This is a genomic window from Pseudophaeobacter sp. EL27 (assembly GCF_900313025.1).
Taxonomy (GTDB): Bacteria; Pseudomonadota; Alphaproteobacteria; order Rhodobacterales; family Rhodobacteraceae; genus Pseudophaeobacter.
Genome location: NZ_OMPQ01000008.1, coordinates 456,325 through 477,596, shown reverse-complemented (window position 1 = coordinate 477,596; position 21,272 = coordinate 456,325). Strand labels below are relative to the sequence as shown.

General features: G+C 60.0%; 19 protein-coding genes. 5 read left to right on the top strand and 14 right to left on the bottom strand.

The features are described from left to right. Positions 1-151: 151 nt before the first annotated feature. The 3 genes from ED661_RS06845 to ED661_RS06835 all read left to right on the top strand — a co-directional run bounded on the left by ED661_RS06845 (position 152) and on the right by ED661_RS06835 (position 2,155). Positions 152-646, top strand: coding sequence for a class I SAM-dependent methyltransferase (locus ED661_RS06845; RefSeq protein ID WP_122073145.1), 495 nt, complete (start codon positions 152-154; stop codon positions 644-646). A gap of 100 nt (positions 647-746) precedes the next feature. Further along, positions 747-1,376 (top strand): glutathione S-transferase family protein, encoded by a 630-nt coding sequence (locus ED661_RS06840; RefSeq protein ID WP_122073144.1) that lies wholly within the window; start codon positions 747-749, stop codon positions 1,374-1,376. Positions 1,377-1,489: 113 nt separating this feature from the next. Then, a complete protein-coding gene (locus ED661_RS06835) occupies positions 1,490-2,155 on the top strand; it encodes a TetR/AcrR family transcriptional regulator (RefSeq protein ID WP_122073143.1) in 666 nt (221 codons plus the stop codon). 51 nt (positions 2,156-2,206) lie between these two features. Here the strand turns inward: ED661_RS06835 and ED661_RS06830 are convergent, their stop codons facing one another. Then, the gene (locus tag ED661_RS06830; RefSeq protein WP_122073142.1) at positions 2,207-5,629 is read right to left on the bottom strand and encodes an indolepyruvate ferredoxin oxidoreductase family protein; all 3,423 of its coding nucleotides are present in this window, start codon (positions 5,627-5,629) and stop codon (positions 2,207-2,209) included. 164 nt (positions 5,630-5,793) lie between these two features. Between ED661_RS06830 and ED661_RS06825 the strand changes: the two genes are divergently transcribed. Further along, entirely contained in the window at positions 5,794-6,261 is a 468-nt protein-coding gene (locus tag ED661_RS06825; protein ID WP_122073141.1) for an Lrp/AsnC family transcriptional regulator, read from the top strand. Between the two features lie 33 nt (positions 6,262-6,294). On the opposite strand, the gene ED661_RS06820 is transcribed toward ED661_RS06825, so the two are convergent. After that, a complete protein-coding gene (locus tag ED661_RS06820) occupies positions 6,295-6,687 on the bottom strand; it encodes a DUF3307 domain-containing protein (protein ID WP_122073363.1) in 393 nt (130 codons plus the stop codon). A 260-nt stretch (positions 6,688-6,947) separates the two neighbouring features. Here ED661_RS06820 and ED661_RS06815 point away from each other — a divergent pair, with 260 nt between their 5' ends. Further along, positions 6,948-9,893 (top strand): ABC transporter transmembrane domain-containing protein, encoded by a 2,946-nt coding sequence (locus tag ED661_RS06815; protein ID WP_122073140.1) that lies wholly within the window; start codon positions 6,948-6,950, stop codon positions 9,891-9,893. A gap of 114 nt (positions 9,894-10,007) precedes the next feature. Here the strand turns inward: ED661_RS06815 and ED661_RS06810 are convergent, their stop codons facing one another. The 12 genes from ED661_RS06810 to ED661_RS06755 form a co-directional block, all read right to left on the bottom strand. Then, on the bottom strand, positions 10,008-10,292 hold the full coding sequence (locus ED661_RS06810; RefSeq protein ID WP_122073139.1) for a helix-turn-helix transcriptional regulator: 285 nt from the start codon (positions 10,290-10,292) through the stop codon (positions 10,008-10,010). Between the two features lie 177 nt (positions 10,293-10,469). Further along, complete coding sequence (locus ED661_RS06805) at positions 10,470-11,702, bottom strand: mandelate racemase/muconate lactonizing enzyme family protein (RefSeq protein WP_122073138.1); 1,233 nt, start codon at positions 11,700-11,702, stop codon at positions 10,470-10,472. Between the two features lie 16 nt (positions 11,703-11,718). Next, positions 11,719-12,075 (bottom strand): hypothetical protein, encoded by a 357-nt coding sequence (locus tag ED661_RS06800; protein ID WP_122073137.1) that lies wholly within the window; start codon positions 12,073-12,075, stop codon positions 11,719-11,721. 16 nt (positions 12,076-12,091) lie between these two features. Further along, positions 12,092-13,192 carry a Zn-dependent alcohol dehydrogenase gene (locus ED661_RS06795; protein ID WP_122073136.1) on the bottom strand — a complete coding sequence of 367 codons (1,101 nt, stop codon included), beginning with the start codon at positions 13,190-13,192 and terminating at the stop codon, positions 12,092-12,094. Between the two features lie 79 nt (positions 13,193-13,271). Further along, positions 13,272-14,471: a TCR/Tet family MFS transporter gene (locus ED661_RS06790; protein WP_122073135.1), complete on the bottom strand. Its 1,200-nt coding sequence runs from the start codon at positions 14,469-14,471 to the stop codon at positions 13,272-13,274. Between the two features lie 78 nt (positions 14,472-14,549). Beyond that, on the bottom strand, positions 14,550-15,887 hold the full coding sequence (locus ED661_RS06785) for a lyase family protein (protein ID WP_122073134.1): 1,338 nt from the start codon (positions 15,885-15,887) through the stop codon (positions 14,550-14,552). Continuing rightward, positions 15,888-16,598, bottom strand: a complete 711-nt coding sequence (locus ED661_RS06780) for an alpha/beta fold hydrolase (RefSeq protein WP_122073133.1) — start codon at positions 16,596-16,598, stop codon at positions 15,888-15,890. Beyond that, positions 16,591-17,382: a 3-oxoadipate enol-lactonase gene (gene pcaD, locus ED661_RS06775; RefSeq protein ID WP_122073132.1), complete on the bottom strand. Its 792-nt coding sequence runs from the start codon at positions 17,380-17,382 to the stop codon at positions 16,591-16,593. Before pcaD ends, ED661_RS06780 begins: the two co-directional genes overlap by 8 nt. 80 nt (positions 17,383-17,462) lie before the next feature. Continuing rightward, positions 17,463-18,674: an endonuclease/exonuclease/phosphatase family protein gene (locus ED661_RS06770; protein ID WP_122073131.1), complete on the bottom strand. Its 1,212-nt coding sequence runs from the start codon at positions 18,672-18,674 to the stop codon at positions 17,463-17,465. 35 nt (positions 18,675-18,709) lie between these two features. Then, complete coding sequence (locus ED661_RS06765) at positions 18,710-19,687, bottom strand: threonine/serine dehydratase (RefSeq protein WP_122073130.1); 978 nt, start codon at positions 19,685-19,687, stop codon at positions 18,710-18,712. Beyond that, the gene (locus tag ED661_RS06760) at positions 19,687-20,520 is read right to left on the bottom strand and encodes an alpha/beta fold hydrolase (protein ID WP_122073129.1); all 834 of its coding nucleotides are present in this window, start codon (positions 20,518-20,520) and stop codon (positions 19,687-19,689) included. Before ED661_RS06760 ends, ED661_RS06765 begins: the two co-directional genes overlap by 1 nt. A 15-nt stretch (positions 20,521-20,535) precedes the next feature. Then, the gene (locus ED661_RS06755; RefSeq protein WP_122073128.1) at positions 20,536-21,222 is read right to left on the bottom strand and encodes a haloacid dehalogenase type II; all 687 of its coding nucleotides are present in this window, start codon (positions 21,220-21,222) and stop codon (positions 20,536-20,538) included. Between the last annotated feature and the right edge of the window lie 50 nt (positions 21,223-21,272).

The following is a 21,272-nucleotide window of genomic DNA, read 5'->3' as shown; positions in this document are numbered from 1 at the left end:
CCTGCCTGCCACAATTTGCGCCCGCGGTCTGCAGATAGACAGCAAGTGCTACACATTTGTTTCAGGATCTGACAAAGCAGTGCGAGACTGAGGCGCACTGGCACTTTGCCTAAGCCAGCCGCTTTTGCAGGCATGCCATAGGAGACCAGATATGATCACTCGATTGGACCTTTTTATCGACCGCATGGTGTCGCAGCGCGCCTGTCTGGACTTTGGCATCAGCCAAACCGCAGACATGCAGGGGCCGGTGTTTGAGCTGGGGCTGGGCAATGGCCGCACCTATCACCACATGAAGCACAATGTAAAAGACCGCGATCTCTATGTGTTTGAACGTGCCGTGGCCTCACATCCCGACAGCACCCCGCCCGAGGATCTGACCATTTTGGGCGATGTACGCGAGACCCTGCCCGCTGCGCTGACACGCTTTGGCGCCACGGCGAGCCTGATTCATGCGGATCTTGGCGGTCATAACCGGGCCAAGAACGATGCCTTTGCTCGTCTGATCTCGCCGCTGGTGGAGCCATTACTAGCTGTTGGCGGGCTGATGGTCTCTTCTGACCGGATGTATTTTGAGGGGCTTAGCGAAATGCCTCTGCCGCCAGAGGCGGTTGAGGGACGTTGCTTTATCTATCGCCGCGACAGCTGAGCGTAGAAATTACGGCGAGACGTCGGGTCATGCTGGCCGAAGCCCGGTACTGATCCCTAGGTTGGTGCCTGACCAAACCGGTGACCAGGGAGGCCAGCCGATGATTTTTTATGATTGTTCCACCGCGCCCAATCCACGCAGGGCGCGGATGTTTTTGGCGGAAAAGGGGCTTGCGCCAGAAAGCCATGATATCTCGATTGCCAAGGGCGAGCAGCTGAAGCCGGAGTTTCGCGCCGTGAACCCGCGTGCGACCATCCCGGTTTTGGTCACCGATGCCGGCAGCGTCCTGACCGAAAACCTCGGCATTGCTGCCTATCTGGAGGCCCATACCCCGGAACCGGCCTTGATGGGTCGGACTGCAGATGAAAAAGGTCTGGTGCTGATGTGGAACTCGATTGTCGAGCAGCAGGGCGGCATGCCGATCGCCGAGGCCCTGCGCAACACCCATCCGGCCTTTAGTGATCGTGCCATCCCCGGGCCGGACAACTACGCACAGCTGCCAGAACTGGCAGAGCGTGGCCTGGCACGTACACAGGCGTTTTTTGCTCTGCTGGAGGAACGATTGCGCGAGAGCCCCTATCTGGCGGGGGATGAATTCACCCTGGCGGATATTTCGGCCTTTGTTTTTGTTGAGTTTGCCCGGGTGATCAAACAGCGCATGCCCGAAGAAAACGCAGCAAGCATAGCTTGGTACAAGGCGATCAAGTCCCGCCCCAGCGCGCAGCTTTGATCGCCGCGCGAAATCTGCACGGCTCTGACAAGACTGGACAACACCCTTCGCGCGCCGCAGGGTGTTGCAGTCTGCACCACTGGTTGCCCCACTTCCGGATGAAATGAGTTTCCATGCCACCCAAGCCACTTTTGCATCGTGACAACCCCAGCGCCGAACCTTTGGTTGGCAATGTCAAAGTCACCCGCGATGACTGGCTCAATGTGGCCATGGATGTGCTGATCACCGACGGGGTTGAACAGGTCAAGGTGCTGGCGCTGGCGGAGCGGATGAACGTGTCGCGCTCGTCCTTTTACTGGTATTTCAAATCGCGCCAGGATCTGCTGGATGCCCTGCTGAAAACCTGGGAGCAGACCAATACCGCCGCCATGGTGGAACGGTCCGAAGCCCCGGCTGCTGCGATTACAGGCGCGGTTTTGAACATTTTCCACTGTATCGCCAATCCATCCCTGTTCAACACCGCGCTGGATTTTGCGGTGCGGGACTGGGCGCGGCGCTCGGGTAAGGTGCGCAGTCTGTTGGACCGTTCGGATGCACGCCGGGTTGAGGCCCTGACGCAGATGTTCATCCGTTACGACTACGCCGAGCTGGAGGCCATGACCCGCGCCAAGGTGCTGTATTACATGCAGCTGGGCTATGACATGGCGGAACCAAATGAAAGCTACGCGCATCGGCTGGAAATGACCCCGCAGTATCTCAAGGTCTTTACCGGACGCGAACCCAGTGCGGCTGAACTGGACGAGTTCGCCGAGTTTACCGAGAGGCACTGGGACCTTTAGCCCGGCCGGGATAAGGGAAATGGCCCCGCAAGAGAGGGGCCATTTGGCGTCTTACAGCTTTTTCAGCAAACGTTCGGCGCTGGCGCGATTCTTATGCGCCGCTTCCAGACGAACCGGGCCATAACCGCGGATCTCCATCGGGGATTGCAGAATGCTTAGGCAGTCGCGGTGCTTTTCACTGTTGTACTGAGCGGTGACGGAGCGCATCGCGGCCTCGTACCAGGCCAGAAGGCTGCGGTGCAGACGGGCCTCTTCGTGGTAGCCAAAGGGGTTGAACCGGCTGCTGCGCAAGAACTTGGCACGGGTCAGCAGCGAAAGCGCAGGGCGCAACCAGGGGCCAAAGCTCTTTTTGAGCGGGCGGCCACGGGCGTCTTTCTTGCGGCTCAGCAAGGGTGGGGCCATATGGTAGTTGACGCTGTAGTCCCCTTCGAACTCCTGGGCGATCTGATCCTTGAACCCTTCGCCAGTCATCAGGCGGGCGACCTCAAATTCGTCTTTATAGGCCATCAGTTTGAACAGCGAGCGCGCGGCGGCCTCGGTGAGTTCCTCCTTGGCGTCATCGGGCAGCAGACTGCGAAAGGCCCCTAGGGTTTCCGTATAGCGCTGGGCGTAGGCGGCATCTTGGTACCCGGCCAAAAAGACGGCGCGACGCTCGATGATCTGTTCCAGTGTTTCCTCGGTTTCCGGGGTCTCTGCGTAGAACTGTGACACCAACTCAGGATCCGTGGCCATGGCGCGGCCAATGGTAAAGGCGAGGCGGTTTTTGTCGATTGCAACTCCGTTGAGCTCAATCGCCTGATCCAGCGCGGCACCACTGACCGGGACCAGTCCCTTTTGCCAGGCAAAGCCCAGCATCATCACATTGGCCAAAACCGCATCGCCCAGCAGGGCTTCGGCGGCCTCATTGGCGTTAAAGCCGCTGAGGTTTTCGGGGCCAACCGCCGTAGCGATTTGTTGCTCGCGCACCCCGGTCATCAGGTCAGCGTCACGGCGCAGGACCAGATCCCCTGTGGGCATCTCGGCGCGGTTCAGCACGATGCGGGTGCCTGTGCGGTAATGAGCCGAGGCCTTGGGCGCCGAGCTGACCACCACGTCACAACCGATGACTGCATCTGCGGCGGCCTGATCAATGCGCACCTGGTTGAGGCTGTCAGGGCTGGAGGAGAGCCGGATATAGCTGAGAACCGTACCAAATTTCTGTGCAAATCCGGTGAAGTCCAACACGCTGGAGCCCTTGCCCTCAAGATGCGCCGCCATGGTGATCAGTGCTCCGACGGTGACAACCCCAGTGCCGCCAACGCCGGTGACCAATAGATCAAAGGGTTTGTCCAGTGCGGGCAGCTCAGGCGCAGGGAGATTTTCCGCCAGAGCGTCGCGGTCCAACCCCGCAGGCAGTTTCTTGCGCCGCTGGCCACCCTCAATGGTGACAAAGCTGGGGCAGAACCCGTTGAGACAGGAGAAGTCCTTGTTGCAGCTGGAGAGGTTGATCTTGCGCTTGCGACCAAAGGCGGTCTCTTTGGGCTCGACGCTCAGGCAGTTGCTCTCGATCGAGCAATCACCGCAGCCCTCGCAGACCAGATCGTTGATAAAGGCAAATTTCTTGGGATCTTCCATGGTGCCCCGCTTGCGGCGGCGGCGTTTCTCGGTGGCGCAGGTCTGCTCATAGATCAGGGTCGAGACACCTTTGACCTCGCGCAACTCGCGCTGGACCAGATCCATATCGGCGCGGTCATGGAAGGTGGTGCCTGCGGGGAAATCACCCCGGTTGAATTTGTCGATATTATCCGAGACCAGCGCGATACGCTGCACGCCCTCGGCACGGCAGGTCTGGGCAATGCCCAGAACGCTGACGGGGCCATCAACAGGCTGGCCGCCGGTCATGGCAACGGCGTCATTATAGAGGATCTTATAGGTAATATTCGTCCGCGCCGCGACTGCCTGGCGGATGGCAAGCGAGCCCGAGTGATACCAGGTGCCTTCACCAAGGTTCTGGAATACATGTTTGCCGCCATTAAACTGCGAGGCGGCCGTCCAGGTGACGCCTTCGCCGCCCATCTGCGCATAGCCAGAGGTTTCGCGATCCATCCAGCTGGCCATGACGTGGCAGCCAATGCCGGATTTGGCCTCGCTGCCCTCGGGCAGTTTGGTCGAGCTGTTATGCGGACAGCCTGAGCAGAAATAGGGCGTCCGATTGGCGCCGGGTACATTGATCAGCTTGGGCTGTTCCGCCAGCAGCGCGGCGGCCTTGGCAGGCAGGCCTTCACCGGGGAAGAATGTGTCCAGACGCGCGGCCACAATGGGGGCCAGCATCAGCGGGCTCAGCTCGCCGGTCCAGGGGATCAGCGGCTCGCCAGCGCTGTCGTATTTGCCAACCATCTTGTTGGGTTTGTCGCCGGGCCAGTCGTAGAAATACTCCTTGAACTGGCTTTCAATGATGCCGCGTTTCTCTTCAACAACCAGCACTTCTTCCTTGCCGCGCATGAACCGCAGGGCTTCGGGGCGGGCGAGGGGCCAGACCATGCCGACCTTGTAGATATCGATGCCAAGTCGGCGGCAGGTGTCCTCGTCTAGACCCAGTAGGCGCAGTGCCTCCATCAGATCCAGATGGCCTTTGCCGGTGGTGACAAAGCCAAACTTGGCATCGTCGACATCGTAGATGCGGCGATCAATCGGATTGGCCTCAGCAAAGGCGCGCACGGCTTTGATCTTGGCGCGGATGCGGGTTTCGATCTCGGGCGAGGGCAGGTCGGCGCGGCGGATGTGCAGCCCACCGGGGTAATCGGGCAGCTCAGGGTAAGTGAAGGTGCGATCCGCCTGCAATTCGACCGAACGTGCGCTTTCGACGGTCTCTGAAACCGCCTTGAAACCAACCCAGGTGCCGGAATAGCGCGACAGGGCAAAACCATATTCGCCATAGGTCAAGAACTCGGAGACATCTGCGGGGTTCAGAACCGGCATGAACCAGGACATGAAGGCGACATCGGATTGATGCGGCATCGAAGAGCTGACACAGCCGTGGTCATCGCCTGCCACCACCAGCACACCGCCCTTAGACGAAGAGCCATAGGCGTTGCCGTGTTTCAGCGCATCGCCAGACCGGTCGACGCCGGGGCCTTTGCCATACCACATGGAAAACACGCCCTCGACCTCGCAATGAGGGTCCAGAATGGCCTGCTGTGCTCCCAGCACGGCGGTGGCGCCGAGGTCTTCATTTACGGCGGGCATAAAGGTGACGCGGTTTTTTTCCATCCGTTGACGAGAGCGCCAGAACTCCAGATCGACAGCGCCGAGCGGAGAGCCGCGATAGCCGGAAACAAACCCGGCTGTGTTCATCCCGGCCAGGCGGTCCCGCCGGGCCTGATCCAGCATCACCCGCGCCAGGGCTTGGGTGCCGGTAAGGAATACACGGCCCTGCTCCTGCTCGTAACGGTCATCTAGTTTGTAGCTGCGAAATTCGTGGCTCAGCTCGGTCATTCTGGTGGTCCTTGCGCGTCGTATGGCTGGAATGAGCGGGTAAAACGCTCTTTGAGGCAGGATATTCCGGCTGAGGTGAAAAGATCTGTCTGAATTGCTAGTTTTTGGAGGATAATTGGTTATATTGACCAGAAATTGAGGGAATATTGGATAGGCTGGTGTTGATGCAAAGTTTGGACGACCGTGATCGCCATATTTTGAGGCTTTTGCAGGAGGATTCTCGCATCTCGAATGCGGAACTCTCGGAAAAAGTCGGTATGTCACCTTCAGCCCTATGGCGGCGGGTGCGCGCGCTGGAAGACGCCAAGGTGATTGAACGATATGGTGCGGTGGTGAATGCGCCCGCCATGGGGCTGGGCTTTCAGGCTATTGTACATGTACAATTGACCCGCCATGACCCGGAGAAACTGGCCGAATTCATCCGCGCTGTGGAGCTGAGCCCGCTGGTGCAGGAATGTTATGCCACCACGGGGCAATCGGATTATCAACTGCGGGTCCTGGCACCGGATCTAGAGGCCTATAATCGGTTTCTGGAGGAGTTTCTGTTTCGCCTACCGGCGGTTGCCAGCGCACAGACCAACGTGGTGCTGCGCACGATCAAACGCGATCGCCCTGTGGTGTTGCCGGGGTAGCAAACGATTGGGGGGGGGCGGTGCAGATTAGCCCTAGCAGGCGAAGCATTTCACCCAGGCTGCGGTCATGGCGATATAGGTCAGCTGATGTAGGCATTGGTCCGTGCCCATGGCGCGCCAAAAGGAGGCCTGCTGCGGGTTCAACTCTTTCTTTTCGGAATAATGCGCCTTGCCGTAGTCGATGTGGAAATGCACCACCCACTCAAGCGCGCAGATCAGCAGGATGAACCCCACGGATGCCCCCATGAGCACAAAGACCACAATCGAAAACAGCGCATGGACCCCCGCGTGCTGGGCGCGCCCCGCGTGCATGTATTCGTCGCGGCCAGCGAGCATTTTGGGGGTCTGCAAAAAGAAGTCGGCAAACAGATGTTTGATCTGCAAGAGGCAGAGCAAAATCAAAACGGATCCGACAAGTCCTGGCAAGGCAATCCCCTGTTTCAAAAACACACTGAAACCATACGGTTTTTTTTCTGACTGGCAAATACTGTGTAGCAGAGATGCCGTAACGGGACAGTGACCTCGATCACATGAGCAACAGATGTTCTGCCATTGCCTGTCGGGTGTAAACCGCGCTAGGCATGGGGGGTCTCTTTTGCTGCAGCCAAAGTTGGAGCTCTCCCATAGAACCGTCTCTATTTCGTTTCATCTGGAAATATTCTAAACGCGACCAAGTCGTCCTGCTGATGGTCACCGCCTGTCTGTTCCCGCTTTTGTATCTCACGCTGGAACTGCCCAAACGGATCATCAATGACGCCATAGGCGCCCAGAGCGATCATATAGATCTGCTCGGCTATTCTGTTGAAAAGCTTGACTATCTGTGGATTCTCTGCGGGGGTTTCCTGATTGCCGTGCTGCTGCATGGGTTGCTGAAGATGCGCATCAACACCATGAAAGGGGTCTTGGCTGAGCGCATGTTACGGCGCTTTCGATATAAGCTGATCGCCCGTGTATTGCGCTTTCCTCAGCCCTATTTTGAACGGGTAAGCCAGGGCGAACTGGTGTCGATGATCACCTCTGAGAGTGAACCAATGGGGGGCTTGATGGGGGATGCGGTCAGCCAGCCTGTGTTGCAGGCCGGGCAGATGCTGACCATTCTGTTCTTCCTTTTCACCCAAAGCCCCTGGTTTGGTCTGGCAGCGGTGGCTCTGATTCCCCTGCAGGGCTGGCTGATCCCGATGCTGCAACGCCAGATCAACCTGTTGAACAAGACCCGCATCCATCAGGTGCGGGCCTTGGCCTCTGAAATCGGCGAAAGCGCTGCAGGGGCTGCAACCCTGCGCATCAATGGCGGCTGGCGCTATCGGATGGCGGCGATCACGGATCGGTTGGGGCGTCTCTATGACATTCGCTTCCTGATCTATCAGAAAAAGTTCTTCATGAAGTTCCTGAACAACTTCATCACCAATCTGACACCGTTTTTCTTTTATGCGGTTGGCGGATACCTTGTGCTCGAGGGCGAAGTCTCGCTTGGGGCCCTGGTGGCTGCTCTGGCAGCCTACAAGGATCTTGCTTCGCCCTGGAAAGAGCTTTTGGCCTATTACAACCAGACCCAGGATATGTCCCTGCGCTGGGATGTGATCCTGGAACGGTTTGCGCCTCCGGGTATGGTGCGCGAGGAGTTGATGTCCGGTGAACCGGACAAGCCTCTGCGCCTGAATGGCGATGTCGCGCTCAATTCAGTCAATGTACGGGATTCGGATGGCAATCTGGTACTGGAAGACCTGAATGCAACCCTGCCCGCGGGGCAGGTCATCGGCATTGCCGCCCCCTCAGAGGAGGACAGGCGGGCGATGGCTGAGCTGCTAACCCGCGAAGTCCTGCCCTCTGCCGGGCAGGTGAGTATCGCGGGTCAGGATCTGCGCGAACTGCATCAGGCGACACTGGCGCTGCGCATTGGTCACGTGACCTCGCGGCCAGTCCTGTTTCAGGGATCCTTTGGTGACAATGTGATGATGCCGATGCGCCACCGCCCCAAGGGCAGCGCTCAGGACCCCAGACGCTTTCAGGCGGCTCAGTTGGCGGGCAACAGTTCTGATCCCTTTGATGCGCCCTGGCTCGATCCGGCCCTGGCGGGCTTTGCCAGCGAGCATGACCTGCGCGATTGGTGGGTTCAGCTTTTGGCTGGGATCGGCACAGAGAGTGCGCTGTTTCAGCGGGGCATGGAACAGACCTTTGATCCCATACAGCATCCGCGTTTGGCGCAGTGCTTGGTGGATCTGCGCCCCAAGGTGCGCGCCGCTGTTGCCAAATCTGAACTGGGCAGCCAGGTACATGGCTTGGCTCCGGACGCCTATAATCCGGCGCTGCCCGTGGCTGAGAACCTGCTTTATGCCACGCTGCGTGCACCGATTTCAGAGGAAATGCTGCGTGAGCATGTCGATTTTCTGGATCGCTTGCGAGAGTTGAAACTGGTCGATGACCTAGTGTCTCTGACCCAGGACGTGGTGGATATCCTGCGGCAGATCTTTGGTATGGATGGCACGGATCATCCGCTGTTTCGCAAGCTGGGGCTGGACCCCAAGGCCTATGAGCGGGCCTCAGCCCTGGTAGACAAGACCCGCAGTAAAGGAGGGGCGGAGGCGCTGGAGCATGACGAGCTGGCACAGCTCATGATCGTGCCCTTCAGCATTTCAGCCGAACAGATCGGCCCTGCCTTTACGGATGAGATGAAGGAAAGGATCCTTGCCTTCCGTGACAGCCATTCGGATGAGTTGTTGGGAACCCTGTCCGATGTTTTTGAGCGGCTGGATGAAAAGAGTTTTGCCCCCGGGTTGACCGTTTTGGAGAATGCGCTGTTTGGCAAGATTTCCGACAGCTCTGGTGCGCGTGGGGATGAACTGCGGCGGTTGGTTTCCCAGGTTTTGGTCGAGAACGGCAGTCGCGACATGGTGGTTGAGTTGATCTTTGACCTGCCGATTGCTTTGGGCGGGCAGGGGCTTCCCTCCAGCTATGCGGAACCTCTGGCATTTGCGCGGGCGACGATCAAGCGCCCGGATATCTTGCTGCTGGATTCAGCCTTCTCCAGTTATGATCTGGATACCCGGATCGCAGTGCACAAAAACCTGCGTCGCCTTTTGCCAGAAACGACCCTTGTTTATCTTGAGGCGGCTTTTGAACGGGCGGATGTTTTTGATGCTTTCTATGAATTGCGTCAGGGCCGGTTGGTCAGTGACGACCCGCATCACGAAGTCGCTGAAGATAGTGCGGCGAGCCAGGATCTGGCGCGCAAACTGCGGGCCTTGGAACAGACAGAGCTGTTCTCAGGGTTGAACCGGCGGCAGTTGCGGCTGCTGGCCTTTGGCGCGCGCTGGTATTCAGCCGAAGCCGGGGATGCGGTTTTCCTGAAAGATGATGTGGCCAGTGATGGTGTCTATATGATCCTCGAAGGTGAGGCGGGTCTGTTCCTGCCGCAGGAGGGGCGAGAGGATCGCAAAATCACCTCGGTTGGACCGGGGAATTTGGTGGGAGAGCTGGGCCTTATCCGTCAGGAACCCCGTGCGCTGAGCATGATTGCCAGGACCGAGCTGACCTGCCTGCGGATCGGTGAGGAGGAATTCCTGGCCGTGGTTGAAAACGATGCCAATACGGCCTTTAAACTGTTGCAGGTGGTTGCGGGCTACGTTGGCTAACTGATCAGGCGCGCAGGTGCAGGATTCTCCGGAAGCACGTCAAAACACTGGCGCAGTTTATCGGGTGAGCCTGAGCCGCCGACAAGGGTGTTCCAGAGATTAAAGCAGCTGGGCTTAGCTGGGGCTACAGAACTGACGGTAGAGCAGGGCAATGATCTCTTCCGTGTTGCGGTTCTTCAGAGAGTAGTAAATCGTTTTCCCCTCGCGCCGGGTCTGTACCAGCCCCTCGTCGCGCAGTCGTGCCAGCATCTGGCTGACTGCGGCCTGTCGCATATCCAACAGCGCCTCCAGCGCGCCCACGGATTTCTCACCGGTCCCGAGATGACACAGGATCATCAGCCGACCTTCATGGGCCAGCGTCTTGAGAAAGCTCGCCGCCTCGGCGGCACGTTCGGCCATGTCGATAGGCGTTTCCGGATGAATCCCTGTCTGTACCCCCTCAGATGAGGCGGCTGCATTATGAATGGTCTCTGAGGTCTGAAGGGGCACGTATCCAGCATCCTGCGGTGATTGGTCGACCTATACTGCCCTATTTCCTGTAGGGAAGTCACCCCCCGCGATGAGGGGTGTCCGGGACTAGATTTCGAGCGGCGGCGCGCCACCGGCAAAATTGTTGCCCTGTTGATAGTCACAGGGCTCCTCGCGCATGTTGAGATGCAAATCAGAGCCGGTAAAGGGATGGGCCCTCGCCAGGGCTTCATCGACCTGAATGCCAAGCCCGGGCGTGTCAGGCACGGTGATAAAACCCTCTTCAACCCGAATGCTGCCCCGGATCAGCGCGTCATGAAACGGCGTTTCAATGCACTCTGCCATCAGGATATTGGGGATCGAGGCCGCGAGCTGGATATTGGCCGCCCATTCCACCGAACCTGCGTAAAGATGCGGCGCCATCTGCGCATTAAACACCTCTGCCAGCGCGGCGACCTTTTTCATCTCCCAGATACCACCTGCACGCCCCAAGGCTGGTTGCAAAATCTCTGCGGCACCGGCGCGCAGGACAGCGGCGAATTCCGATTTTGTGGTCATCCGCTCGCCGGTGGCAACAGGGATGCGCACGTTGCGGGCCACACGGGCCATGTCTTCGATATTGTCGGGCGGGGTTGGCTCTTCAAACCAGAGTGGTGAATAGGGCTCCAGTGCCTGACCCAGACGGATAGCGCCGCCTGTGTTGAATTGACCATGGGTGCCAAAGAGCAGGTCTGCCTTGTCCCCCACGGCTGCGCGGATTGCCCGGCAGAAGTCGACCGAGAGCGCGATATCGCGCATCGCAGGCATATGGCCGCCACGAATCGTATAGGGCCCCGCCGGATCAAACTTGATTGCGGTATAGCCCTGGCGCACCATCTCGGCGGCGGATTCGGCAGCCAATTCCGGCGAGGTCCAGAACTCATTTATGTCGTGATGCGGCAGCGGGTAGAGATAGGTATAGGCGCGGATGCGATTATTCATCCGCCCGCCAATCAACGCATGTACGGGCCGGTCACGGTCTTTGCCAAGGAGATCCCAGCAGGCGATTTCCAACCCCGAAAAGGCGCCCATCACCGTCAGGTCGGGGCGCTGGGTAAAGCCGGAGGAATAGGCCCGGCGGAACATCAATTCGATGTTTTCCGGGTTTTCGCCCTGCATGTGACGCTGAAACACATCTTCGATCACCGGTTTCATCGCCTCAGGGCCAATGGTCGAAGCATAACATTCGCCCCAACCGGTGATGCCGGTATCGGTGGTCACTTTGACCAGAATCCAGTAGCGCCCGCCCCAGCCCGGCGCAGGTGGTGCGGTGACAATGATATCTAGATCCTGCAGTTTCATCAGATTTTTCCCTAGTTCAGCCGTCGAGCTGTTTCAGTGCTTGGTCAATTTCTGCCACCACCTCAGCTGAGCTGTGAAAACTCAGATCCGGCGCGTTGATATCATCCATGTAGATCTGGATCTCCAGCCGCATGGCGACACCGTCAAAGTCACCATCAATGCGCCAGCGCCGGGTTTCATCCAGTGCCAGTTCGGGCAGGGCCTCGGAGATGGCTGCGGCAAAATCACGGGGCAGCGCAAAACGCGGGTTATCTGCCAGCCGGTTCAGAAAGGGACCGACCTCTTCGCCATCAAAATTCATCGAGGTTTCCGACGTTATCGGCGGCGCCTCGGCAGGCTTGGGTTTGAACAGGCTGGTCAGAAATTGCAGCACCGGGGAAGCTCCGTGATTAGTCGGTTCGATTGAACAGAATCACATTCCGCTTTGCGCTGCCAGTCTTTGTATCGGCAATCGCCTCGTTTACTTGATCCAGGCTCCAACGGCCAGAGATCAGCTCATCCAGCTTCAAGCGGCCCTGCTCATAGAGATCCACCATCCAGGGGATATCGCGCTGAATCACCACATCGCCCATTTTGGAGCCGATCATGCCCTGACCAACGGCGGCCATGATGACGGGCTCATAACTGGCCTTTTGGCCGGAATGCGGCATGCCGATCATCACAGCCTTACCACCATAGCCCAGGTAGCGTAGCGCCTGTTCATAGGCGGGGATGGCGCCAACGGTGACGAGCACCACATCGGCGCCCTTGCCGCCAAGCGCTTTGAAAGCGGCCTTCCAGGGGGATTTCAAACTGCCGAGCACCCCATCGGTGGCACCAAATTCCTTGGCGATTTCCAGTTTTTCTTCGGTCATGTCGACCGCAACGATACGGCGGGCGCCGGCAATGCGCGCCCCCTGGATGGCGTTGAGGCCAACCCCGCCGGCACCAATCACCACCACATCCTGCCCGGCGCGCAGCTGAGCTGCGTTCACGGCGGCTCCAACACCGGTGATGACCCCACAAGAGATCAGCGCAGCGGCTTCCTTGCTGAGGCTATCGGGGATCTTCACGATCTGGCGCTGATCCACCACCACCTTTTCGGCAAAGGCGCCACAGGCCATTTCCTGCATCAAGGGTGCGCCATCGGCTGTCTTTAGCGGGCCATTTTTGAAGCCGTCATAGGATGTTTCACAGATCGTTGGTTTGCCGCCCGCACAGCTGGGGCAGCTGCCGCAAGACCGGATCAGGGTCACAACTACGCTGTCGCCTTTCGCAAAGCCACGGACACCATCGCCAAGCCCGGTGATCACCCCGGCTGCCTCATGCCCATAGACGGCGGGCAGAGGGCCGCCCCATGCGCCTTCGGCAAAAGAGATATCGCTATGGCAGATCGCTACCGCATCCAGAGTGACTTCGACCTCACCCATACGGGGGGCGGCCAATTGGATATCCTCGATGACCAAGGGTTCACCATGGGCATGGCAGACGGCGGCTTTGATGGTTTGCATGGTGTTCTCCCTGTTTTGCACTACGGTGGCCCGCAGGTCAGACCGTCGCAAGGCGGAAACCGTGGCAGCCCCCGTGGTTTTACGTCACGGAAGACCGGCTGCGGAGCAGCACCAGACAGCCGATCATCATCAGTGCCAGGGCCAGCAGGAAGGGGGCTCCGGGCAGGTAGTGGCTGGTTTCCGGGTCCGAGAATTGGGCAAAGACCGCTGTCATCATCAACGGCGAGATCACCACCGATAGAGCATGGACGGCGGTCATCACCCCCTGGAGCTCTCCCTGCTGGTTGTCGGCAACCGTGCGGGACATCAGCCCCTGCAGGGCAGGCTGCACCAGGGCCCCCAGAGCGGCGATCGGGATCAGCGCAAGGGCCAAATTGCCGCTGACGATGACGGCCAGAATGCCAAAGGCGACAAAGTCAAAAACCTGCCCCCAAATGACCGATCCGCGCTCGCCGAACCATCGCACCATGTAGCGCAACAGACCGCCCTGAACCAGCGCCGAGCAGATACCATAGACTGCGAGGGAGGCGCCAATCATCTGCGGCTGCCAGCCAAAGCGTTCGGCGGTGAAATAGGGCCAGATCGCCGGGTAGACGTAGATTGCCACCGAATAGAGAAAATAGACCCAGAGCAGGGCCTTGATCCCGGGAATGCGCCCTATGGTGCGAAAGGCACCAAAGGGATTGGCCCGGCGCCAGTCAAAGGCGCGGCGGTTGTCATCGGTGACGGTCTCATGCATCACAAACCAGCCAAGGGCGAAGTTCAGCCCAGCCAGCGCAGCCGCTGCATAAAAGGGCGCTCGGGTGTCGATCTCGCCCAGCAGACCGCCCGTCAACGGACCCAGCACAAAGCCAATGCCAAAGGCGGCCCCCAGCAGGCCAAAGTTGGCGGCCTTTTCTGTGGGGTTTGAAATGTCAGCGATATAAGCGCCAGCGGTGGCATGGGTGGCAGCGGTGGTACCACCAATGATCCGCCCCAACAGCAAGAGCCAGAGCGACCCTGCCAGGGCCATCACCAGATAGTCCAGGGCCATGACAAAGAGCGAGACCAGCAAAACCGGGCGCCGCCCCACGGCGTCCGAGAGTGAGCCGAGCACCGGGCTGAACAGGAATTGCATCACGGCAAAGGCGGTGCTGAGAATACCGCCCCAGATCGCCGCATCCGCCAGGCTGCCGCCCTGCACCTCCAGCAGCAGATTGGGCATGATCGGCATGATGAGACCGATGCCCATGGCGTCGATCATCACCGTGGTCAGGACAAAAAACAGTGGCAGGCGCATCGGAGTCGTCTTTGCAAGCGGGGGAGGCCACCAAAGGGTGCGAGCAGAGCCTGCAGGCATGCCATTTGGTGTCTCAGTTCATTTGGTGGCCAGTTCCGCGACTTTTTGACTGAAACGCAAGGCTTCCGCTGGGGCAGCGCCGAGCTGAGCCACCGGATCAAACAGTGCCGCCACGTCGAGTTGTGGGTGGTCCCGTGCCACTAGCTGGCGCAGGGGCGTGTTGCTGTCACCGGCTTCGCGACACAGCAGCTTGACTGCGGCCTGCGCCTCGGGACGTGGCATTTCGGCGGCCAGCGCAAAGCTCAGCGTCTCCGCATGGATCATGTCGAGGCCAGAGGCCAGCGCCGTGCTCATGGCTTTTGCATTGGGGCTGATCCCGGCGCAGAGGTCACGCGCGGTGCGGGCGGCGCTGGCGGCGCCCAGAACGATCTGCGGCAGGCAAAGCCATTCGCTGAACCAGGCGGCGCCATCGCGCTGGTGCTGGTGCAGGGCGCTGCCATGCAGGATCGACAGCAGCCCAGAGCCCTGGCGCGCCAGGGCGACCAGCGCCGAGGGCGCCACAGGGTTCTGTTTCTGCGGCATGGTGGAAGAGGCACCGGCACCGCCCAGCGAGATCTCTGCAATGCCGGTTTGCACCAGGGCGATGCAGTCTTCGCCCAATTTTCCCAGCGCAAGATTGACCCGCACTATCCAGTCCATCAGGCGCAGGACGGGTGTGCGATCCGTGTGCCAGCTACGCTCGGGGTCATTCAACCCCAGCGCCTTGGCCATCTCGGCGCGCACGTCCCCTGCCTTTGACCCCAAGGCTCCTGCGGTGCCAGCCGCACCAGCAAGAGACATCAACAGGCAACTGCGGCGCAGCTCTTCCAGCTCATTGACCAAGGCCAAGACTGGCATCCCCCAAGAGGCGGCAACAGCGCCAAAACTGGTCGGGGTCGCATGTTGACCGTAGGTGCGCGCGGGCATGGGAAGGTTTGCGTGGGTCTCTGCCAGTTTTGCCAGGGCGGAGAGTGCCAGCTTCAGGTCGTCTTCGATCAGGGCCAGGGCCTGACGCAGACGCAGCATCAGGGCGCTGTCCATGATGTCCTGCGATGTGGCACCCCAATGCACATATTGCGCATGTTCCGGCGCGTTCATTTCGGCGCGAAAGGCGGCGATCAGCCCCGGCACTGGCACGCCGTTTTGCCCCGTGGGTTTGCGCAGCGTACCGGGATCCACGGCCACTTCCATCACCGCGCGGCCAATGGCGGCGGCGCTGTCTTGCGGGATAACACCAGCCGCCCCCTGGGCGCGGGCCAGTGCGCCCTCGACCAGCAACATGGCGCGGGCCTCGGCGGTATCAGTGAACAGGCGACCAACATCGCCCGAGGTAAAGAGGTCGCCATAGATCTGGCTGTCAAAGACGGATCCCGCCATTCAGAAGTCCTTTGCGATATGCCCGATGAGATCCGCCAGCCTCTCAGGGTCAGCGAAAAAGGGCGAATGAGAGCAGTGCATCTCGTGTACACGGTCGCGCGGCCAGTCCGCCACCATTTGCGCCTGATACTCTGGCGGGATGGTCTGATCTTTGGTGCAGCGAATATAGGCCTTGGGGGTGGTGTGCCAGTTGTGGCCCAGTCTCAGAGGTGTGTCCTGAGGCAGAATAGGCTGGGCGCAGAGCCGGGGCAGGGCATAAGAAACGGCCTCGGACGGGCAATCCTGATAGAACAGCCGTGGGGCTTCCGTCGGATCAATTGTATAGCTGTTGCCATCCAGGGCCTTAATGGCCGCATTGCCGATGGTCTGGCGCGGGCCTGCCTTACGCATCTCGATTAGCGACTGGCCCGAGAGGGGCACATAGGCGCAGAGATAGATCAACCCGCGCAGAGCGCTGGCATCGAGCTCAGCAGCCGCAGAGATGGGAAAGCCAGCCCAGGAATGCCCCAGCACAATTGTGTCAGGCGTTGAGGCCGCGAGAATGGCCTGGGCAGTTTCTGCTAGGGTGACCGTTGCCAGGTCGCGGCCGTCATTGTGACCGGGCAGGTCAATGGCGCGGGCGCTGTGGCCTTGGGCCTCTAGGGCGGGGATCACATCGCGCCAGCACCAGGCACCGTGGCAGGACCCGTGGATCAGGAGAAAATCAGCCAATATGTCCGGTCTCTTGCAGGAACTGTGTCAGGCGCTCGGCATATTCGTCCGGTTTCTCAACACAGGGAATATGTCCGGCGCGGCGGATCAGGTGGAACTGACTGCCGGGGATGAGATCAGTGGTCTCGCGCACCAGATCCGGAGGCGAAGCGCCATCCTCGGAACCGGCAATGCCAAGGCAGGGCAAGCGCAAGCCGCTGGTCGGGGTGTAGAAATCGGTGCCGGCAATAGCCGCGCAGCAGCCCGCGTAGCCCTCGCGTGATTGTTGCAGCAGCATGTTGCGCCAGAGCTGCAATTCAGGCGTTGCACGGAAATCCCGTCCAAACCAGCGCTCCATTATGCCGTCAGCGAGGGGTGCGATCCCCTCATCGGTGACCGTCTGCATCCGGGTCTTCCACATCTCGGCGGTGCCCATCTTGGCGGCGGTGTTCGACAGCACCAGCGCGCGCACCATATCCAGTCGTTTGACCGCCAACCCCTGGGCAATCATGCCGCCAATCGACAAGCCGACAAAGACGCAGTCTCGCACCTCCAGGTGATCCAACAGGCGCTCAGCGTCGCGCACCAGGGCGCCCATGGAATAGGGGGCAGGCGGGCAGGAGGACAGCCCATGGCCACGTTTGTCATAACGGATGATCTTCAGTCCCGCGGGCAGGCGCTCTACCACTGCGTCCCAGACCCGCAGGTCGGTGCCCAATGAGTTGGCAAACACAATGGGGGTCCCGTTGGGGTCACCGTCAATACGGTAGTGTAGCTGGACATCGCCCAGATCTGCGATCTGCATGTGGTCTCTCCGGTAGATCTTTGGCGCAATCTAAGGGGCTGCCGTGGCAGGGTAAAGCCTGCGGGCGCTGCGCGGCAGCGTTATTCGGGAGGTTCCGCAGTTGCCAGTTCCATATGGGCCATGATCTGCCCGTGATCCGAGGCGAGTTTGTTATAGGGGGCCTCTGGGTGGCTGCCATCGGTGAGGTGGTCGTTGAACACACTGAAGTAGTGCATTTTTCCGGTGGCCCCTTTCCAGTCGGGATCAAAGTGGCGCGACATGTAGATCTGATCGATGCTTTCATGCACGCCGCCAAAGGCGGTGGTGTAGACCACATCCCGCAGCGAGCGTTTCAGGAAGGTCTTTTCCGCCGAGCGCAGGCGAACCTTGTCTACGGCCTCCTGGATCTGTTCGTTTTCTCGGCTGCTGTAGCGGTCACTGCCATGTTTGGCGTCGTGACGCAGCATCCAGGAATAATTGCGGAAAGGCACCTCGCCCGAGATGATTTCGCTGCTGACTGCATGTTCGCCGTCGTTGAAATCTCCCAGCACCAGAACGGGGCGGTCCTGTTCCAGCTCATCAAGGATAGCGCGGCGCAGAACCCAGGCCTCTCCCATGCGCCGCAGGGCCGCGCGCAGCGCCCCAAGCGCGCGACCTGCCGGATCATAGGCGGTCAGCACGGTTTCGGGGGCTTGGGGCGCGCCAGGCGGTGTGATGAACTCGCCCAGTTTTGATTTCAGATGGCAGTTGAAGACGGTGACAACCTGGCCATTGATAGGAATGCGCGCCTTGAGGATGGGGCGCGACAGGCAGCGCAGGGTGTAATGGCCTGCCTCGTCCTCGCCGCCCAGGTGGGACATGGGGATATCCAGCGGCGGGTCCAGCTCTTGGATCACCTCGGGCGTGCCGACAAAGCCAAAGCGCGACAGGATTGCCAGGCCTGGGCGGCGCTGACCCGGTTTGCCAGTGTCATGTGCGTTGGGGGCAAAGGCTAGGCCCGCATCGCCATAGGGACCATAGGCGAGTTTGCGAAAGATTGCCTTGCGGTGATAGCGTTTGGAGCGATCCGGCACCGTGGCCGCATTGGCCTGAATGCCGCGCGCATCAGCCTCGGCGATCACTTCGCGCAGGGGCTCTTCTTCGAAGATTTCCTGAAAGCCGACAATATCGGCGTCCAGGGTCAGCAGCTGATCCGCCATCCAGTCGGATTTCCAAGCATATTCCTCGGGGGTATAGCTCTGGAAGCGGTAGTATTCCTTTTCCGCTCCGATCAGGTTTTTGACGTTGAAAGATGCGATGGTGAAACGGCTCATGTCGAACTCCGTCAAATGGATAAGGGCTTATGCGGTTAAGCATAGCTGCTGATTGCTCGCTGGAACAGCGCGGCATCAACGTTACCGCCAGTTGCCACGGCAATTACTGCATCACCTTCAATCTGGTCTCCGTGAAACAGGGCCGCAGCAAGGGAAACGGCTCCACCGGGTTCCAGCACGATCTTGAGCCGCAAAAAGGCCTGCGCCATGGCACGCAGGGCCTCTTCCTCGGTAATGACAATTCCCGGCCCACAGAGGCGTTTCAGGGTGGGGAAGGTGACTTCCCCGGGCGAGGGGGTGAGAATGGCGTCGCAGATCGATCCGGAGACCTCTGCGTTGCGCTCAATCTGCCCGCTGGCCAGGGATCGGGTGACATCATCAAACCGTTCTGGCTCGGCTGGGCGGACCCGCAGGCCAGGGGCGACCTGTTCCACTGCCAGTGCGATGCCGCTGGTCAAGCCCCCGCCGCCGCAACAAACCAGAAGGTCGGCTTTGCTGACGCCCTCCTGGGCGGCCTGTTCTGCGATTTCCAGGCCAACACTGCCCTGACCGGCGATCACCTGCGGCTCGTCATAGGGTTTGATCAGGGTGAGGCCGCGCTCCTTTGCCAGGGAGTGGCCGATGGCGTCGCGGTCTTCTCCGCCGGCGCGATCATAGAGCACCACTTCGGCCCCCAGGGCGCGGGTGTTTTCGATCTTGAGGCTCGGCGCATCATTGGGCATCAGGATGACAGCCGTGACGCCGTGAGCCTTGGCGGCGGCGGCGACGCCCTGGGCATGATTGCCGCTGGAAAAGGCCAAAACACCGCGCGCTTTTTCCGCTTCTGAGAGGGCAGAGACCGCAGCCCAACCGCCGCGAAACTTAAAGGATCCGGTGTGTTGCAGGCACTCGGCCTTGACCAAAACACGACGCCCGGCGATTTCATCGAGAAAGGGAGAGGTTAGCATCGGCGTGACACGGGCGTGGCCCTGCAGCCGCTGAGCTGCGGCCTGGATCATTTCAAAGGATGACATCAGATGTTCTCCAGAACGGAATGAATAAGAGAAAGGGATTGGGGTTCATCAAGGAAGGGGACATGGCCGCGATTGGCAAGCTCCACGGCCTGCATCTTCGGCAGGCGTTCTTGCATCTCCTGATAGGTTTCATGGCTCAGCACATCAGAATTGGCGCCGCGGATGACGCCGCAGGGGAGGTCTTCGAGCGTCATGAACAGTGGCCAGAGATCCGGCACCGGGCCTGTCTCGGCCTGGGCCAGCAGCGCATCGCGGATGCGCGGATCATAACGCAGCTGCAGGCCGTCATCACTGGCATCGTAGAAGGACTCTACCTCTTCGCGCCAGCGCTGGGCGGGGACATCGCCAAAGGCCGGCGCCATCAGGGCGGCCAGGGTATCGGCAGCCTGTGCATAGGTTTTGGCGGCGGGGCGGCGGCCGACATATTGCATAATGCGGTCGATGCCATCGGCTGGAATGACTGGGCCGACATCGTTGAGGATCACCGCCGTGAGCCGCTCCTTGGCCGTAGCCGCCAGCATCATGGCCACCATGCCGCCACGTGAGGTGCCAAGGATCGCGGCCTTGGGAAGGGAAAGATGATCCATCAGTTCCAACACGTCCTGGGCCTCGCGCGGGACATTGTAGGTGCTGAAGTCAGTGTCATGCTCTGACTGACCGCGCCCGCGCGCATCCAGCGTAATCAGGCGATAGTGCTGGGCATGGGGGGTGAAGTAGCGAAAATCCCGGCTATCCCGTGTGAGGCCTGCGAGGCAGATCAGCGGCGTGCCTGTCGGCGTGCCGCTTTCCTCGTAAAACAACGACAACCCATCCGAGGTGGTGAAAAAGCTCATGCTGGAAAACCTCGGTTATTTGGCAGCTAAATCAGGGATAGAGGTCAGATCGCTCAGCACATGTTGTGGGGTCCAGGGCAGCCGGTCCATTGGCTCTGCCGCGCGATTGACCCAGGCGGTGGTGAACCCGTAGCCTGCGGCACCGGCGGCGTCCCAGCCATTGGAGGAGACAAAGAGTACCTCGTCCTTGGCACAGCCAAAGCGCTGTCCTACCAGGTCATAGACCCGCGAGTCCGGTTTGAAGATGCCGACGCTTTCGACTGAGAGCACATCATCCAACACAGCTCCGATACCCGCCGATTGCACCGCTCCGTCCAGCATGTCGGGGGAGCCGTTGGACAGGATCGCCGTGTTCATCCCGGCGTCTTTCAGTGCCTGCAGCATGGCGGGGACTTCCGGATAGGCCTGAAGTTCCCAATACAGATCCAGCAGCCGTTGGCGCAGTTTTGGATCTCCGGCCAGCCCGGTGGCTTCCAGCGCCCAGTCGAGCCCATCCTGCGTGACCTGCCAAAAGCCGCAATGGGCATCCGTGATGGCGCGCAGCCAGGTATATTGCAGCTGTTTCAACCGCCAATGGTTGGCTAGGGCAGCCCAATTGTCCTGCAGATGTGGAAACGCGGGCTCGGAGGCAGCCTGGCGGGCTGCGGCGGCGACATCAAACAGCGTGCCATAGGCGTCAAAAACACAGGTGGTGATCGGCATTGCATTCTCCCTTTGTGGCATCCTGTCACGGGCTTGGGCGGGGCGCAAAG

Bases quoted from the DNA above. Each gene is read 5' to 3' on its own strand.
- ED661_RS06845 (WP_122073145.1), top strand. From the start codon at position 152: ATGATCACTCGATTGGACCTTTTTATCGACCGCATGGTGTCGCAGCGC.
- ED661_RS06840 (WP_122073144.1), top strand. From the start codon at position 747: ATGATTTTTTATGATTGTTCCACCGCGCCCAATCCACGCAGGGCGCGG.
- ED661_RS06835 (WP_122073143.1), top strand. From the start codon at position 1,490: ATGCCACCCAAGCCACTTTTGCATCGTGACAACCCCAGCGCCGAACCT.
- ED661_RS06830 (WP_122073142.1), bottom strand. From the start codon at position 5,629: ATGACCGAGCTGAGCCACGAATTTCGCAGCTACAAACTAGATGACCGT.
- ED661_RS06825 (WP_122073141.1), top strand. From the start codon at position 5,794: ATGCAAAGTTTGGACGACCGTGATCGCCATATTTTGAGGCTTTTGCAG.
- ED661_RS06815 (WP_122073140.1), top strand. From the start codon at position 6,948: ATGGTCACCGCCTGTCTGTTCCCGCTTTTGTATCTCACGCTGGAACTG.
- ED661_RS06810 (WP_122073139.1), bottom strand. From the start codon at position 10,292: ATGGCCGAACGTGCCGCCGAGGCGGCGAGCTTTCTCAAGACGCTGGCC.
- ED661_RS06805 (WP_122073138.1), bottom strand. From the start codon at position 11,702: ATGAAACTGCAGGATCTAGATATCATTGTCACCGCACCACCTGCGCCG.
- ED661_RS06795 (WP_122073136.1), bottom strand. From the start codon at position 13,192: ATGCAAACCATCAAAGCCGCCGTCTGCCATGCCCATGGTGAACCCTTG.
- ED661_RS06790 (WP_122073135.1), bottom strand. From the start codon at position 14,471: ATGCGCCTGCCACTGTTTTTTGTCCTGACCACGGTGATGATCGACGCC.
- ED661_RS06785 (WP_122073134.1), bottom strand. From the start codon at position 15,887: ATGGCGGGATCCGTCTTTGACAGCCAGATCTATGGCGACCTCTTTACC.
- pcaD (WP_122073132.1), bottom strand. From the start codon at position 17,382: ATGCAGATCGCAGATCTGGGCGATGTCCAGCTACACTACCGTATTGAC.
- ED661_RS06770 (WP_122073131.1), bottom strand. From the start codon at position 18,674: ATGAGCCGTTTCACCATCGCATCTTTCAACGTCAAAAACCTGATCGGA.
- ED661_RS06765 (WP_122073130.1), bottom strand. From the start codon at position 19,687: ATGTCATCCTTTGAAATGATCCAGGCCGCAGCTCAGCGGCTGCAGGGC.
- ED661_RS06760 (WP_122073129.1), bottom strand. From the start codon at position 20,520: ATGAGCTTTTTCACCACCTCGGATGGGTTGTCGTTGTTTTACGAGGAA.
- ED661_RS06755 (WP_122073128.1), bottom strand. From the start codon at position 21,222: ATGCCGATCACCACCTGTGTTTTTGACGCCTATGGCACGCTGTTTGAT.